The following is a 15932-nucleotide window of genomic DNA, read 5'->3' on the forward strand; positions in this document are numbered from 1 at the left end:
GGAGCTGACCGGTACTAATAGGCCGAGGACTTGACCTCAAAGCAGACTTTTCTAGTCGTGTTGCTCGCGTCCATTATGTGATTCTGAGACAGCAAGCAGTTGCTGTTTCGAGGGGTTACGGCGGTTATGGCGGGAAGGAAACACCCGGTTACATTCCGAACCCGGAAGTTAAGCTTCTCTGCGCCGATGGTACTGCACTCGGGAGGGTGTGGGAGAGTAGGTCGCCGCCGGACAATCTTTGTAGGGGCTCGACGCCTTGTGCGTCGGGCCCCTTTTTTTGTTGTCTGGGCGGGTCTGGGTGGCGCTGTGCGGCGCTCTCCCGTACGACCGGCTGCTCTCCCGTACGACCCGGTTGCCGGTTCCGCACCTGAGCACCTGACGCCCGAGGCGCGCCTTCACGCGCCCGCGGGACTGGCTCAAGGCACGCATTCTCATACGCGCGTCCACTGCACTCATCCACCCAGCTGTCCATCGGCCCGCACGCCGCACCGAATTCGCGCCCCCTCGCTGCCTCCGTTGAATAGAAGACGGGGATCTGGTGCTCCAGCAGGTGACCACAGAGGGTGACTTCGAGCGGCGAGAGGGGGCCGGCGGGGCGAATTGGCGAGGCTCCGCGCGGTTCATCCCGGTGGCTACTCTCTGCATCCGACCATGAGTAACCGGAGTGCCCAGCAGGCGGAGCGCCGCGGGATTAGGCTTGAAAACCTTGCTGGTGAAGGGGCGTCGACAGTGAAGAGGCGCACGTGGCCGTAGGCGGGCGGTGGTCGGATATCCAGATGCAAGCGGGCTGCAAGCCGTACAAAATGGAATTAGGGCTGGGCGTGTCGCGTGGCGAATGCGGAATCGTCGGTTACCGTCCAATGTGTAGGGACGTGCCGATTACGGTGAGTTCCTGAGGAAAGGACAAGCCGATGGGGGCAGTGCGCAAGGTGGTGAGCTACCTTGGCCTGAGCGGGGTCGATCACTACGACGAAGGCTATGACGACGACGAGAACTACGAGGACGAGTACGTCCCCGCGACCGAGCGGGCCGCCAGAAGGTGGCGCGCGAACGTCGACTCGTCACGAATCGTGATGGTCCAGCCGCTCAAGTACAACGACGCGCCGTTGATCGGCCAGCACTTCCGCGACGGACAGACCGTGATCATGGACGTCTCGGGCATGGCGATGCCTGAGGCGACGAGGATGGTCGACTTCGCCGCCGGGCTGGCCTATGGGTGCGAAGGGCGGATCGAGCGCATCGCCGACCGCGTCTTCCTGCTCGCGCCGGCGCACGTGGAGATCGAGACCACCTGAGGGTGGTAACCGGCCTGCTGGGCCGTGGTCGGCGCGCGGAGGCGGGCTGCGCTGGCCACGACCGCCCGGCGGGGTCGAACCGGTGGCCAGGTACGGCGGCGGATCGTCGATGCGCCCCCGACCTGGGCCATTCAGGCGGGCCGACGACGAACCGCGGCCCGCTGGTCCTCGGCCGGCTTCTCCACGACCAGCCCCCTACGCCAGCCCGGCCGAGCCGTCGCCGGGCGACTCGCTTACGTCGGCTCAGGTGTGGCCCGCCGGACAACGGACGGTAACCGGCGGGCCACCCACCCACAGCATCCGAAGCCAGGCCCCCAGCCGCGAGCCACCGGCCCCCGACGGCTGTGGCAATGACCATCCAGCACCCCAGCCAAGTAGGCGCCGACCGCAGGCATCCGGCTCATCCATCAGGGTCCGATGGCCGTGAGCGTCCAGCTCATTGGCTATGCGTCGACGGCCAGCCGATGGCCGATCCGCTGGTCAGGGGCCGCTGGCACCCAGCCCATTAGGCCAGGGTCCAATAGCCGCGAGCGCCCAATCCCTCGGCCGAGCGCCGACGGCCGTGAGCGTTCAGCTCGATCGTCAGGCGGCCGATGGTTGTGAGCGCTCGGCTCGATCGTCAAACGGTGTGCTCAGCCCGTTCGTGAAACGGTCGACGGGCACGGCCGGGTTGGCTGACAGCTGGGCTAGCTGGCGCGTGGCCCGCGGCGGATGAGGCGGGTCAGTTCGGTGGCGTCCTCCATGGCCTGCGTCGCGCGCTCGTCCGCCTCCCTGGCGTACGCGTGCAGGGCCCACACCGCCCCCTCCGCCAGCTCCTTCAGCTCGCTGACCTGCCCGGCCACGTACCGGGCGTCGGCTTCGACGAGCTTGCGGCGCTGCCAGAGCTGCCATCCGGCCAGGCCGATCATGGCCACCGCGGCGGCGGCGAACAGGCTGCTGGAGATCACCGCACCGACGAGGCAGGCGATGCCGGCCACGATCAGTAGCATGGCAGCCCACGGACGCGGCCGGGGCACGACGCCGTCCGTGAGGATCGCCGTCTCGGCCGCGGCCAGCGACGAGGCCTCGGGGCCCTCCGGGCGCAGGTGGATGCGGTGGCCGAGAAGGGCGACGGTGAGCGTGGTGGGCGGCGCGAGGCGGCTGTCGGCTTCGAGCTCCTCGGCCACGCCACGCAGGATCGGCCCCGCCACGTGCAGGGCGATCGCCGCCAGGTGCGGGTCGGAGTTGGGGCGGAGGTCTTCGAGCAGGTACGCGTTGAGCGAGGCCATCGGGCCGGCCGGGCCGCCCAGGCCGATCAGGGAGCGCAGGATGGCGAGCGGCTCGTCCTCGGCCCAGCTGGCGGCCGGGCTGCCGGAGCTGTTGTCGAGCGAGACGACGGGGTCCTGCTCGGTCTGGCGCGTCGAGGTGATCTCGGCGCACCGTCCGCGCAGCCGCGCGAGGCGGGCGGCCGCCATGGCGGGTCTGGCCAGCTCGGGGATCTCGGCCATCTCGGGGAAGTCGACCAGGGACGGCGGCACCACGACCGAGGGCTCGCCCGGCACCAGCGCCTGCACCCACTGCTCCGGGTCGGTGTGTTCCTGCACGGCCAGGGCGTCGAGTTTGCGCAGCACGAAGATCTTGCCGGCGGGGCCGTACGCCCCCCGGGCGGCGGCCAGCCAGAGCGAGCGCTGGCCGTGGGAGACCGGCCGGTCGAGCGAGAGCTCGCCGAAGGCGGTGCCGAGCCAGGAGGCGTGGATGCGACTGCCCTGCCCGGAAACCGCGAGGGCCAGGCAGAGGAAGAGCGCGGTCTGCTGCTGGTCACGCCCGGCGGCCCTGCTCAGGGGCTCCAGCGGGTCCTCGCCCGCGAGGATGGCGACCAGCGCTTCGATGGCCGGAGGCAGCCAATAGCCGGGTATATCGCGAAAATCTGGTGCGGCGGGAGGGGCGGCGCCCTTGGCGGCGAGGTGAGCGAGCAGCGCCTCAGCGTAGCGATGCAACTCCGTAGGTGCATGGGGGCTCGCAGTCAGGTCCGTGCTCAAGGCAGAGAACTCCCCCATTTCGGCCTCAATTCATGACCGCGTAAAGCCTAGCCGTTCGGGCGCGCCAACCAGGTGAAGACGCGCCCACGGCGGATCTGCGGACTTTGAGGCAACTGCCTGTTACATACGCTCCGGAACGGGGACACCCAGAAGATCGAGCCCCTTCTCCAGGACGTCCAGGACCAGCTTGCACAGGGCCAGCCGGTGCTGCCTGGTCTCCGGGTCGACACCTTCCTTGGTCACCGGGCACTCATCGTAGAACGTACTGAACAGGCTGGCGGTCTGGAACAGGAAGTTGCACAGCCGGTGCGGCTCGGATTCGGCGGTGACCTGGGAGATCAGCTCACCGAAGCCCAGCACGTGCAGGCCCAGCGCGCGTTCGGCCGGGGCGGTCAGCACGATGGGGCCCGTCGCGTCCGCCGGGGTCACGCCCGCTCTGCGGAAGATGGAGCGGATCCTGGCGGTGGCGTACTGCATGTACGGGCCGGTGTTGCCGGTGAAGCTGAGCATGCGGTCGAAGTCCAGGACGTACTCGCTGTCGTGGCTGACCGACAAATCGGCATATTTCACTGCGCCCATGCCGACGGCGTGCGCGATCTCCGTCGTGGTGGCTTCGTCGTAGCCCCGGTCGGCGATGGCCGCCCTGGCCCGTTCGATGGCCTCCTGGAGCAGGTCCATCAGCTTGACGGACTCGCCGGACCGGGTCTTGAACCTGCGCCCGTCCTTGCCCAGCATCATGCCGATCTGGACATGCTCGGCCGAGACCGACTCGGGCAGCCAGCCGGCCAGCCGCGCCGCGGCGAACACCATCCGGAAGTGCAGCGCCTGCTCGTTGCCCACGACGTAGAGGATGCGCTCGGTCTTCAGGTCGTGGACGCGGTAGCGGATCGCCGCCATGTCGGTGGTGGCGTACCCGTATCCGCCGTCGCTCTTCCTGATGATCAGCGGCAGCGGCTTGTCGTCGGAGCCGGTGAAGCCGGGCGGGAACACGCAGAGCGCGCCGTCGCTGATCACCGCCGCCCCCGACGCCTCAAGGTCGTCGCACGTCTTCTGGAGCATGGGGTTGTACATGCTCTCGCCGGCGAGGTCGGCGTCGGTCAGCGTGACACCGAGCAGTTGGTAGACCTTGTTGAAGTAGCGGACCGTGGCGTCCATGAACACGTGCCACACCCGCATCGTCTCGGGGTCGCCCGACTGCAGCGTGGTCACCCGCACCCGGGCGCGCTGCCTGAACGCGTCGTCGCCGTCGAACTTCGCCCGCGCCGCCTGGTAGAACTCCGTGCCCTGGCCGGCCTCCAGCTGCGCGACCGCGGCCTCCTCGCCGATCTCGAGCAGGTGCTCGATGAGCATGCCGAACGGCGTGCCCCAGTCGCCCAGGTGGTTCTGCCTGATCACGGTGTTGCCGAGGTGCTCGTGCAGGCGGGCCAGCGAGTCACCCACGATCGTCGTACGCAGGTGGCCGACGTGCATCTCCTTGGCCGCGTTGGGCGCGGAGTAGTCGATCACCACGGTCTGCGACGGCGTGATCGTGCCGGCGCCGAGGCGCGGGTCGGCCAGCATCCGCGTCGCCTCGGACTCGATCCACGAGTCTTCGAGGGTGATGTTGAGGAAGCCGGGGCCGCTGACCTCGATCGTGCCGGGGAAGTCGGACAGCTCCGCCTTGATCGCCTCGGCGACCTCCCGCGGCGCCCGTCGCAGTCGCTTGGCCAGGCTCATCGCGACGTTCGCCTGGAAGTCGGCGAACTGGGAGGGCCGGATCAGCGGATCTGCGTCGGCGTGCTCCTGGCCGAACGCGCGGGCCAGCGCCTGCTGGACGCGTTCGGTGAGCACTATCTGCGGGTCGGTCATGTTCTAAGGGTACCGGCGACCTTGACAGCGACGCTTATCATTACGGCCGCCACGAGCGAGATGCCGACGGCGGTCAGACTGTTGCCGATGCCGCCGGGTTCGAGGGCGAAGAAATGCCGTACGAACGGGATCGTCAACCCGATCGCGAACGCCGCCGCCATCGCGGCGACCAGCGCGATCCGCCACCAGTTGAGCGGCCTGGCGATCAGCACGAGCACCCACCAGGTGGTGAGGAAGAGCGCGATCACCGCCGACGTCTGGTTCTCGACGAGCGTGGACGTGCCGCTGTGGGCGGCCCAGAACGACAGCAGCACCGCCGCCGCGCACAGCACCCCGGCGGGTACGGCGAAGCGCAGCACCCTGGGGACGAACCCCGGCTTCGAACGCTCGAACGTGGGCGCGAGCGCCAGGAAGAGCGCGGGAACGCCGATGGTCAGGGCGTTCGTCAGGGTGGAGTGGCGGGGCGCGAACGGGAACATGACCCCCGCCACGCCGACCAGCAGCGACAGCACGATCGCGTAGAAGGTCTTGGTGAGGAACAGGTTGGAGACGCGTTCGATGTTGGCCAGCACCCGCCGGCCCTCGCCAACGACGTGCGGCAGCGTGGCGAACTTGTCGTCGAGCAGCACCACCTGCGCGACCGCCTTGGTGGCCGGGCTGCCGGCGCCCATCGCGATACCCAGGTCGGCGTCCTTCAGCGCGAGCACGTCGTTGACGCCGTCGCCGGTCATGGCCACGGTGTGGCCCCTGGCCTGGAGCGCGGTGACGAACTGGCGCTTCTGCTGGGGGCTGACGCGGCCGAAGACGGTGTGGGAGTCGAGGAGCTCGCCCAGCTTGGCCTGGTCGTCGTAGGGGAGGTCGCGGGCGTCGATCGAACGGTGCGCGTCCGGGATCTCGAGGCCGGCGGCGATGGCGGAGACCGCGACCGGGTTGTCGCCGGAGATGATCTTGACGGTGACGCCCTGCTTGGCGAAGTAGCGGAGGGTTTCGTGGGCATCGGGCCTGACGCGCTGCTTGAGCGTGACGATCGCCACCGCCTCGACGCCCCCGCCGCCGCGCTCCTCGTCGACTGGTGAGCCGTCGCCGCGCTCCGCGCCGGGCCCTGAGCTGCCGCCGTCGTTGCCGTCCCCGGGTGTGAATCGGGGTCCCGTCTGAGGCGCGGGCAGGGTGCGGACGCGGCACAGCACGAGCACGCGGGCCCCGGTGGCGGCCAGACCGGCGGCCCTGTCGTAGGCGTCCCCGCCGTCGAGCAGCACGTCCGGCGCCCCCAGCAGCCACGCGCCCCGCTCGCCGAAGTCGGCCCCGCTCCACTTGCGCGCCGACGAGAACGGCACCGTCTCACCGGCCGTCCACCCGTCCCGGGCGCCCGGGTAGCGGGACCGGATGGCCTGGGCGGTGGCGTTCGGCGAGTGGTCGAGGTGGGACAGGGCGGCGAGGGCGTCCTCGACCGGGTGGCCGTCGCCGAGGGGCAGCACCTGGTCGAGGTCCATGCCGCCGGCGGTGAGCGTGCCCGTCTTGTCCAGGCACAGCACGTCCACCCTGGCCAGGCCCTCGATCGCGGGCAGCTCCTGAACCAGGCACTTGCGCCGGCCCAGCCGTACGACGCCGACGGCGAACGCGATCGAGGTCATCAGCACCAGCCCCTCGGGGATCATGGTGACGATGCCCGCGACGGCTCCGGTGATCGCGGTGCCGAAGTCGGCGGAGTGCTTGAGCTGGCTGTAGATCAGCAGGGCGCCGATCGGGATGACCAGCCAGGTGATGTACTTGATGAAGTTCGCCACGCCCTCGCGCAGCTCGGAATGGGCGAGGTGGAACTTGCTCGCCTCTTCGGCCAGCTTCACCGCGTACGCGTCGGTGCCGACCCGCGTGGCCACGAACGCGCCCGCGCCCGCCACGGCGAAGCTGCCCGACAGCACCTGGTCGCCGGGCTGCTTGTGCATGGGATCGGCCTCGCCGGTCAGCAGCGACTCGTCCACCTCGAGCCCGTCGGACTCCACCACCTCGCCGTCCACCAGCAGGCGGTCGCCGGGGCCGAGCAGGATCAGATCGCCTAAGACCACGTGGCGGGGCTGGACCAGCCGCTCCTCGCCGTCCCGCCGGACCCTGACGGGGGCCTCGTTGATCACCGCGAGCTTGTCGAGCGTACGCTTGGCACGTAGCTCCTGGATGATGCCGATCAGCACGTTGGCCACGATGACCAGGCCGAACAGGCTGTCCTGCCACTCGCCGAAGATCAGGACCAGTGCCCAGAGCACGCCGATGACGAGGTTGAACAGGGTGAAGACGTTCGCCCTGACGATCGCGCTGAGCGACCTGCTCGACCGCCGCGGAACATGGTTGGCCTTCGCCCCCGCCACCTGCGCCGAAGTGAGCCCGTTGGTCACCGTGGAGAGCCGGTCCACATAACCCCCTGTTTCTGTGGATCGGTCACACCCTACGGGCTCACCACAATCTGTGGGAGCGATGTGTAACAGCGATCTTGTCGCCGATGCGGGCCACGATTCCGGCTGAGGACAGGTCGGCCGCCAGCTTGCAGGCCGCGCTGATCCCGTCGGCCCTGGACGAGCCGTGGGCGATCACGACGGTGCCGTTCAGGCCGAGCAGCACGGCGCCCCCGTACGCCTCGGGGTCGAGGCGGCGGCGCAGCTCGCGGATGCGCGAGCGCTGCATCGCGGCGCCCAGCCTGGCCAGCCTGCTGTCGGTGACGGCCTGCCTGAGCTCGGAGAAGGCGTAGCGGACCGCGCCTTCCATGGTCTTCAGCGCCACGTTCCCGGTGAACCCGTCGGTGGTGATCACGTCCACCTTGCCGGTCAGCAGGTCATGTCCCTCGATGTTCCCCTCGAACCGGAGGCCGGGGGAGGCTAGCAGCAGCTCGTGCGCGCGTTTGACGAGCTTGTTGCCCTTCTCGGCCTCGCTGCCGATCGTGAGCAGGCCGACCCGGGGCGCCTCGGTGCCGTACGCCAGCTCGGCGTAGGCCGACCCCAGATGGGCGAACTGCACCAGCATCTCCGGCTTGACCTCGGCGTTCGCGCCCGCGTCGATGAGCAGGGTGGGGTTGGGGAGGGTGGGGATGGCGACCGCTATGGCCGGTCTGAGCACCCCTTGCTGGCCTTTGAGCCGTAGCCTGCCGGTGGCCACGATGCCCGCCGTGGAGCCCGCGGACACGACCGCGCCGGCGTCGCCGCGGCGTACGAGGTGGCAGGCGACGGCGATGCTCGAACGCGGCCGGCGCAGGCTCGCCAGCGCGCCCTCGTCCATGGCCAGCGCCTCCTCGGCCCGTACGATCGGGACCTCCTTGGTGGCGTCGTGGTCGGCGAGCGCCTCGTAGAGCACGCGGGGCGAGCCGACGAGCACGACGGACAGGCCGCGTTCCCGCACGGCGTGCACCGCTCCCGCCACGATCTCGTGCGGTGCGTGGTCGCCGCCCATGGCGTCGATCGCGATGGGCCTGCTGTCGGACAATGATCACCTCGTACGGCCTCGAACCCGCCGCCACGGCTTGACCGGAACGCGGGCTCGGTATGTCCGCATCGTAGGCAAGGCAGATGCCAGGTTAACCGGCGGGTAGGCCCTGTTGGTTCCCCCGAAGGCCCCCTCCAGTCTCGCCGACCCCCACCAAATCCCACCGCCCGCTCCCCGCCCGCCCTGCGCTCGCCTGCCCAAGGGACGCCGCGCCTGCGCTTGCCCGCCTGGGACGCTCGCCCTGGGATGCCGCGCCTCCGCTTGCCCGGTCTGCAATTGCCGCGCCCGGTGGAAGCGTTGGGTTGTGGAGGGCGGGGGCGATCAGTGGAGGTTCCAGTCGTCCATTCCGCGCGACACGATCACCTTGGAGAACTTCGACGCCCCCGTGATCCGGATCAACGGCCCGTCGGCCTCCGAGCCGCCCGTCACGTTGCGCTTGCCGAACATCGAGCTGCCCTCGTCGATCACATGCGCATTGTCCGGAACGCGCACGATCAGCTTGCTGAACCAGGCATCGGTCTCGATGGTGATCTCGCGGCCGGGCAGCACCGCGTCCGAGAGGTCGATGATGAGGGCCCCGAAGCGGGCGGACAGCCGGGTGTTGCGGGAGGCCACCCACCGCCCCTTGCGGACGATCTTGCTGAACTTCGAGTCGATGACCTGCTGCTCGATGGCGGCGGGCACGTTGGACGCGGACACCTCGGGCAGGTCCCGGGTGATGGGGACGAGTTCGCCCACCGTCTTCGCCGCGTAGGCGACGTCCAGGCGGTCGGCGTGCTCGACGCTGGTGAGCCTACCTGTGGCGAGGGCCTCTGAGAGGACCGCGGCCACGCGGTCACGGTCGGCGTCTGAGGCCCGCTGGTCAGGGTCATGAGTCACGGTAAATCAGTGTATGCCTAATCGCGATATGTCGCGAGTGCCCGCAAACCTCAAGGAAAACTTGGAGTCCAGCGGAACCGCTGACGTGCCTGACAGCGTCCGGGTATTAAGAACCGTAGACGCGCGACAGGGTCGTGAGGTTTACACCCGATCGAACAAAAAAGATGGGAACGGCCTAGTGATCTTGAACCAAGCTGGCACGCGACGCTTCAAGGCGTACACGTCCAAGCACCTTGACGAGCTCTTGAAGCGTGCGGGGCTGGGCGACGAGGAGCGGCTGAAGGTCCGCGCCGTCGCCACGGTGCTGCCGTTCCGGACCAACGCCTATGTCGTCGATGAACTCATAGATTGGTCGGCCGCGCCCGACGACCCCATCTACCGGCTCGTCTTCCCGCAGGAGGACATGCTCCCCGCGACCGACGTCGCCCGGCTGGCGGACCTGCTCAAGGCCGAGGCGCCGAACAGCGAGATCCAGGCGGAGGCGAACCGGGTACGCGCACAGCTCAACCCGCACCCCGCGGGCCAGAAGGAGCTCAACGTCCCGAAGATGGGCGACGAGCCGGTGCCCGGCATGCAGCACAAGTATTCAGAGACCGCGCTGATCTTCCCCAAGCAGGGGCAGACCTGTCACGCGTACTGCACGTACTGCTTCAGATGGGCGCAGTTCGTCGGTGACGCGGACCTGAAGTTCGCCTCCGACGACATCGACCAGATGGTGGCCTACATTCGCCAGCATCCCGAGATCACCAGCGTCCTGATCACCGGCGGCGACGCGATGATCATGGGTGAGCCCGTCATCAGGCGATATATCGAGCCGTTGCTGGATCTGGAGCAGCTCGAGTCCATCAGGATCGGCACCAAGGCGCTGGCCTACTGGCCACAGCGCTTCACCACCGACCCCGACGCCGACGCCACGCTCGGGCTGTTCGAGGAGGTGGTGAACGCGGGCAAGAACCTCGCGTTCATGGCCCACTTCACGCACCCGCGCGAGCTGGAGTCGCCGCTGGTGGAGTCGGCCGTCAAACGCATCCTCGGCAGCGGGGCCACCATCAGGACCCAGGCGCCGCTGATCCGGTCCATCAACGACGACCCTGCCGTGTGGTCGCACATGTGGCGACGGCAGCTCAGGATGGGGATGATTCCTTATTACATGTTCGTCGAGCGCGACACCGGCCCGCAGGACTACTTCGCGGTGCCGCTGGCGCGCGCGTTCGAGATCTTCAGGGACGCGTACTCGAGCGTCTCCGGGCTCTGCCGCACGGTCCGCGGGCCGTCGATGTCGGCCACGCCGGGCAAGGTGTGCGTCGACGGCGTCACCGAGATCGCGGGAGAGCAGGTGTTCATGCTCCACTTCATCCAGGCGCGCGACCCCTCACTGGTGGGGCGGCCGTTCTTCGCGCGCTACGACCCGTCGGCGGTCTGGCTGACGGATCTGCGCCCGGCCTTCGCCGAACGGTTCCCGTTCGAGCCCGCCGACGCGCTGCTGCCCGTCTGACCGGTCGCCCGCGCCCACGCGACCGAAAATCCGCGCCCGCGGCCCGTGACATTTGTTTTCGCGACCCTTTGTTCACGGGCCGTCGGGCAGGTAAATTCCGAGGAACCACTCCAAGTTTTCGTGTACGCGATCCAAAGCTTCCCGTACGCGGTCCAGAACCGGCGCGCTCGTGACACCGAACCGAACGCGCGCAATATTGGAAACTAGACCCATCTATTTCCCGTTTTGTCTCCCCGCTCAACGCTCTCCCCTTACTCGGTAACCGGCCTGCAAACCCCTGCTACATGGGCATTCATGCGCCTGCGGCCGATCACAGCGAGTGATAGAACTGCTGGCGTAGCTCAGCCGTGACGGCACGCTTCGTGTGGTGCCCATAGCGCGCCCGCCACGGCATTCGGGGGTTATCGATTCGCATTTCCACCGCATTCGAGAGCGATCGATCACGAGCCGGGAAGGCAATCATGAATCGAGTAGTCAAGACGGCGGTCGCCGTCACAGCATTCGGCTTGGCGGCGGCTTTGGCCGTTCCGGCGCAAGCAGAAGTCCGGCACAACGCCGCCGGTTACGTGGGCTCGGGCGGTGGCACCGGCAGCCCGCTCGACGGCCTGCTGGGCGGCAGCCTCACCGACAGCCTGCTGGGCGGCCTCGTCGGCGGCGTCCCGCTGAACGGGCTGCTGGGCGGCGTCAGCCAGCCCAAGTCCGCCGCGCGGCCCAGCCGCCCGATGACGGACGTCGAGCGCGACATCGCAGCCGAGAACCAGCAGGGGCCCGCCCACTACAACGGCAGCAGCACCACGCCGAACGCGGCAGAGGACGTCACCAACTTCGGCGGTCCGCTGCCGGAGCTGTCGCCGATCGTCGGCGGGTTCTCGCTCGGCGGCGGGGGCCTGACCGAGTCCCTGCCCGTGCCCGCCCTGACGGGCGCGGCACGTATGGCCCAGCCCGCCGCGACCTCGGTGAAGGCAGGCAAGCAGGGGGCCGGCCAGGTCGTGTCCGATGGGACGACCCTGCGCGGCGCATACGACACGACGACGGGCGTGCTCGGCATGTCCGTCGGTGACGCGATGAACAAGGTGACCAGCGACAGCCTGTTCCCGGGTGCCGGCTCCAGCGTCCTGGACACCAGCGCGGCCACGGCCAAGACCATGAACAGCACCACCCAGGGCATCGAGTCCCTGTCGGCCGGGTCCATCGTGGCCGGCCTCGGCGTGGTGGCCCGGCAGGCCCTGCCGCAGGCCGCGAGCAAGGAGCTGTCGCCGGTGGTCGGCCAGGTGGCGCCGGTCGAGATGGCTCCGGTCATCGAGGCGCTGCCCGGCACGGCGCAGGCAGCGTCCATGGACGAGCTCTCGCCGCTCGTCGAGGACGCCTCCGGGTTCGTGTCCGCCAACGGCACCAAGGCCACCGGCACCTACGGTGACGTGCTGACCGCGCTTGGATGGACCGCCGACGCGCTGACGAGCTCGGTGCGGGAGTCCTGGATTCGCAACTAGAACGACCAGAGCGAGTAGCGCGACCAGACGCGATGGAGGCGCCGTAGAGCGGCGGCTCGTCGAGGGCCGGGATGACGGTTCGCGGGCGTCCTAGGTGCCGACGCCCGTGAACCGGCCGTACCGGTTTCGAGGTGGCCCCGTTCGCGCCCCAGCTCTTCCCTTAACGGCGTGTTCCCTTTCCCGGGACCAGCGGGTGCCGACGTTCCAGCGCGGCAGCCCGTGTGGCCACGCGCATCCGGTTCCGGACGCGGCAGACCGCGTGCCCGGTCCGGCGCGGCAAGCCGACTGCCGGCGCTCTGGCGCGGCAGGCCCGGTGTCGTGGCCGCGAGGTGGCAGCTCGCGTGCCGTCGTGCTGGAACGGCAGCCCGCGTGCCGCTCGTTCCGCGCGGCAGTCCCGGTGCCGTCACTCTGGTGCGGTAGGTCGGCGGGGACTGACCGGGAACACCGCCACGCCGGCGCGACAGGCCGGTAAGGGGCTGAATGGGAACGCCGCCATGCCGGCGTGACAGGCCGGTAAGGGGCTGACACCGACGCGGCAGGCCGGCGTAGGCGCTCACAGGTGCCGAGCGCCTACGGCACCGGCGCGCGTGGGTTGCAAGACCCCGCGCAAGCGGGCAGGTCTCATGATCGGGCCTGGGCGGACGCGCCCAGGCCCTGGTTCGCGCAGCGCGCCGCCACTGCAGGGCAGCGGCGCCGCACGAGCCCGCCGCCGACCCCGGACTCCGGGGTCGGCGGCTTTTTCGCTTCTCCGTCTCCGGGGGCAGGTCAAAACCCCCATCTCGTACGGCAGAGCACGGGCGGCGCCACCCGCCGCACGTGGCCGAGCGCCTCCAGGGTGACGCCCGCTGACCCGCACGTGGCCGACCGCCGTCACGGCGCGCTGTCAGCTGTCCGAGGGGTTGTCGTGGGCCGGCGTGGCCGGGCCGAGGGCACGACTTCAAGGGATCGTCGCGGGCCGGCGGATCAGGCCGCGCAGTGGGTGATTGTCGGGATTGCGGGCAGGTCGGGGGCTCAGGGCAGGCGGACGCCGGTGCGCCGGGCTATCTGGGCCTGCAGTCTGGCCATCTGCCAGTGCAGCTCCAGCAGCTGCTCGGCGAGCTGTATCCGGGGAATCTCGGCCACGTCCTCGGTGGCCAGGTGGTCGATCGCGGCCGAAAGCTCCACCATCGCGCGCTCCCACTCCATCAGCGTACCTCGGATCGAATTGACGTTCGAATCCTATCGGAACGGCCGCCTCGATGTCAGTCTTTTGCCACTGCAGTCGCCTGCGTTTCGCACAGAAGATCGAAAGCCCGGGCATGGGCATGCACGGGCAGAGATGTCGGTGTTTGTGGCCGTAACCGCCGTAACCGGTAACGCGAACGAGGGCCGGAGCGGGGGAGACTCCGAGCCCTGGGCGTGGTGAGAGGTCAGCCCTTGTTGTAGGCGGCGATGACTTCCTTCGGGTCGCCGTCCATCTTGATCTTGCCCTTGTGCAGCCAGATGACGCGGTTGCAGGTCTCCTCGATGACCTTGAGGTCGTGGGCCACGAGGAAGACCGTGCCGGCGGACTCGCGGATCTGGCGGATGCGCTCCTCGCTCTTCTTGCGGAACTCGCGGTCGCCCGTGGCCAGGGCCTCGTCGATGAGGAGGACGTCGTGGGTCTTGGCCGAGGAGATGGCGAAGCGGAGCCGGGCGCCCATGCCGGAGGAGTAGGTGGACATGGGGAGCTGGACGAACTCGTCGATGCCGGAGAAGTCGACGATCTCCTGGTACTTCTCGCGGACCTCGGCGGGCGTCATGCCCATGGCGTAACAGCCGAGCACGATGTTGCGCTCGCCGGTGAGCTCGCGCATGAGGGCCGCGTTGACGCCGAGCAGCGAGGGCTGGCCGTCGGTGTAGACGGCGCCCTTGTGCGGCGGCAGGAGGCCCGCGATGGCCCGCAGCAGCGTGGACTTGCCTGAGCCGTTGCGGCCCACGATGCCGATGGCGTCGCCGTGGTAGGCCACGAAGGTCACGCCCTTGACGGCGTGGACCTCTTTCATCTGCGGGCGGCCCTGGCGCTTGAGGATGCGCGTGAGGGCGTTGACCGCGTTGCCCTTCTCGGAGTCGGAGGCCGCGCCGTAGACGCGGTAGACGATGTGGAGATCGTCGACGATGACGGTCGGAGTGCCCGTGGGGACGTCGAGTGGCCGCTTGCCCTGGGGCTCCGGATCGGGATGCACCCTCACATCCTTGCCGGGGACGGCGGGCGTCTCGCCCTTCACCTGTGACAGCTCCTTGGTAAGTTCAGCCACGCCCGTACCTCTCCTCGGCCCGCCAGAAATACCAGAAGCCGAAACCGAGTGCGAACACTGCCCAGAATACGCAAGACATCCACACCATCGGAGGGGCAGCGTGGTTCTCGATGAGGATGTCCCGCATCCACTCGATGAAGGCGGCCGCCGGATTCATATACATCACATCGGCGACCCACTGGGGGAGCTTGGCGCTGCCCACGACCTTCTCCTGGATGGAGAAGAACACACCCGAGGCATAGAGCCACGTGCGCGTGATGAAAGGCAGCAACTGGTTGAGGTCACGCATGGAGGCGCCCAGCCGGGCGATCACCAGGCTCGCGCCGATGTTGAAGAGCGTCTGCAGGAGCAGCACCACCGGCATCATCAGCCAGAACAGGGTGGGGGGCTCGCCGGTGATGATCACGATGACCAGGAGGACGCCCATGGAGATGGCGAGCTGCTGCAGCTCCTGGATCGTGTAGGCCAGGGGGAGGGACGCGCGGGGGAAGTGCAGGGCGCGGATCATCGAGAGGTTGCCCGTGATCGACTTGGCGCCCGCGGTGACGGTCCGCTGCGTGTAGGTGAAGACGAACATCCCGGTCAGCAGGAACGCGGGATAGTTTTCGATGTTGCCCTTGCCGCCCAGGATGAGGCCGAACATCACGTAGTAGATGCCGGCGTTGAGCAGGGGGGTCAGCACCTGCCAGAGCTGGCCGAGAGCCGAGCTGGTGTACTTCGAGACGTTGCGCGAGGTCGCGTACGTCAGGATGAAGTGTCGCCGCTCCCAGAGCTGGCGCATGTAGACAGGGAACCTCGGCCGCGCGATGGCACGGCGAAGTCCGTATCTCTTGGCGAGCTTGGCCAGCGGCTCCTGCCCGCTTCGGCCGCCCGCCTGGGCGTCCGCGACAGCGGATTCCGGCTGGCTCATGGCAAGGACTCTATTGGATCCCGGTCGGTGAGGTGCCTGTCACGCGGGTTGGCGACAGCGTCAGTTGGACGGAGTCTCGGGACACTCGGTTCCCAAGGTCCCGTCAAGACCTGCTCAACCGTAGCCCAGCGAGGCGCGGTGCGCTGGCAAGGGCACGACCACTCTCATGTAGGGGGTAATTTTCATCGGCTGTTCACGTCCCGGCCGTACCGGTTCCGGGGGTTATGTACGATTTGTTGCCTACTGGGCTGAATGT

Annotated in this window: 11 protein-coding genes and 1 rRNA gene; 4 read left to right on the forward strand and 8 right to left on the reverse strand. The window is 68.7% G+C overall.

All coding sequences use genetic code 11. From position 1 onward, the window contains the following. The first annotated feature begins 116 nt into the window (after positions 1–116). Both rrf and ABZS69_RS25540 read left to right on the forward strand, forming a co-directional pair. Positions 117–233: ribosomal RNA gene (gene rrf, locus ABZS69_RS25535) — 5S ribosomal RNA — on the forward strand. Positions 234–911: 678 nt separating this feature from the next. After that, positions 912–1295 (forward strand): cell division protein SepF, encoded by a 384-nt coding sequence (locus ABZS69_RS25540; protein ID WP_350742559.1) that lies wholly within the window; start codon positions 912–914, stop codon positions 1293–1295. A 686-nt stretch (positions 1296–1981) separates the two neighbouring features. Here ABZS69_RS25540 and ABZS69_RS25545 read toward each other — a convergent pair. From ABZS69_RS25545 to ABZS69_RS25565, 5 genes are all read right to left on the reverse strand, one after another. Further along, positions 1982–3271 (reverse strand): hypothetical protein, encoded by a 1290-nt coding sequence (locus ABZS69_RS25545; RefSeq protein WP_355376893.1) that lies wholly within the window; start codon positions 3269–3271, stop codon positions 1982–1984. A gap of 162 nt (positions 3272–3433) precedes the next feature. Continuing rightward, the gene (gene argS / locus ABZS69_RS25550; protein WP_355376894.1) at positions 3434–5161 is read right to left on the reverse strand and encodes an arginine--tRNA ligase; all 1728 of its coding nucleotides are present in this window, start codon (positions 5159–5161) and stop codon (positions 3434–3436) included. Next, positions 5158–7566, reverse strand: a complete 2409-nt coding sequence (locus ABZS69_RS25555; protein WP_355376896.1) for an HAD-IC family P-type ATPase — start codon at positions 7564–7566, stop codon at positions 5158–5160. The genes argS and ABZS69_RS25555 overlap by 4 nt, the downstream gene beginning before the upstream one ends. Positions 7567–7606: 40 nt before the next feature. Next, the gene (gene plsX / locus ABZS69_RS25560; RefSeq protein ID WP_355376898.1) at positions 7607–8626 is read right to left on the reverse strand and encodes a phosphate acyltransferase PlsX; all 1020 of its coding nucleotides are present in this window, start codon (positions 8624–8626) and stop codon (positions 7607–7609) included. A 321-nt stretch (positions 8627–8947) separates the two neighbouring features. Further along, on the reverse strand, positions 8948–9505 hold the full coding sequence (locus tag ABZS69_RS25565) for a DUF1707 domain-containing protein (protein WP_355376900.1): 558 nt from the start codon (positions 9503–9505) through the stop codon (positions 8948–8950). Positions 9506–9683: 178 nt separating this feature from the next. Here ABZS69_RS25565 and ABZS69_RS25570 point away from each other — a divergent pair, with 178 nt between their 5' ends. Beyond that, entirely contained in the window at positions 9684–11000 is a 1317-nt protein-coding gene (locus ABZS69_RS25570; protein ID WP_355376902.1) for a lysine 2,3-aminomutase, read from the forward strand. Between the two features lie 461 nt (positions 11001–11461). Beyond that, entirely contained in the window at positions 11462–12490 is a 1029-nt protein-coding gene (locus ABZS69_RS25575) for a hypothetical protein (protein ID WP_355376904.1), read from the forward strand. A gap of 1011 nt (positions 12491–13501) precedes the next feature. Here the strand turns inward: ABZS69_RS25575 and ABZS69_RS25580 are convergent. The 3 genes from ABZS69_RS25580 to ABZS69_RS25590 all read right to left on the reverse strand — a co-directional run bounded on the left by ABZS69_RS25580 (position 13502) and on the right by ABZS69_RS25590 (position 15676). After that, on the reverse strand, positions 13502–13675 hold the full coding sequence (locus ABZS69_RS25580; RefSeq protein ID WP_355376906.1) for a hypothetical protein: 174 nt from the start codon (positions 13673–13675) through the stop codon (positions 13502–13504). A 224-nt stretch (positions 13676–13899) separates the two neighbouring features. Then, positions 13900–14766, reverse strand: coding sequence for an ABC transporter ATP-binding protein (locus tag ABZS69_RS25585; RefSeq protein WP_355376908.1), 867 nt, complete (start codon positions 14764–14766; stop codon positions 13900–13902). After that, a complete protein-coding gene (locus ABZS69_RS25590) occupies positions 14759–15676 on the reverse strand; it encodes an ABC transporter permease (RefSeq protein WP_355376910.1) in 918 nt (305 codons plus the stop codon). Before ABZS69_RS25590 ends, ABZS69_RS25585 begins: the two co-directional genes overlap by 8 nt. Positions 15677–15932: the final 256 nt, after the last annotated feature.

Source organism: Nonomuraea sp. NPDC005650, from assembly GCF_040605375.1.
GTDB lineage: Bacteria > Actinomycetota > Actinomycetes > Streptosporangiales > Streptosporangiaceae > Nonomuraea.

What these genes read in the sequence shown, in the direction of transcription:
- ABZS69_RS25540 (WP_350742559.1), top strand. Translation starts at nt 912, where the DNA reads ATGGGGGCAGTGCGCAAGGTGGTGAGCTACCTTGGCCTGAGCGGGGTC.
- argS (WP_355376894.1), bottom strand. Translation starts at nt 5,161, where the DNA reads ATGACCGACCCGCAGATAGTGCTCACCGAACGCGTCCAGCAGGCGCTG.
- ABZS69_RS25575 (WP_355376904.1), top strand. Translation starts at nt 11,462, where the DNA reads ATGAATCGAGTAGTCAAGACGGCGGTCGCCGTCACAGCATTCGGCTTG.
- ABZS69_RS25580 (WP_355376906.1), bottom strand. Translation starts at nt 13,675, where the DNA reads ATGGAGTGGGAGCGCGCGATGGTGGAGCTTTCGGCCGCGATCGACCAC.
- ABZS69_RS25590 (WP_355376910.1), bottom strand. Translation starts at nt 15,676, where the DNA reads ATGAGCCAGCCGGAATCCGCTGTCGCGGACGCCCAGGCGGGCGGCCGA.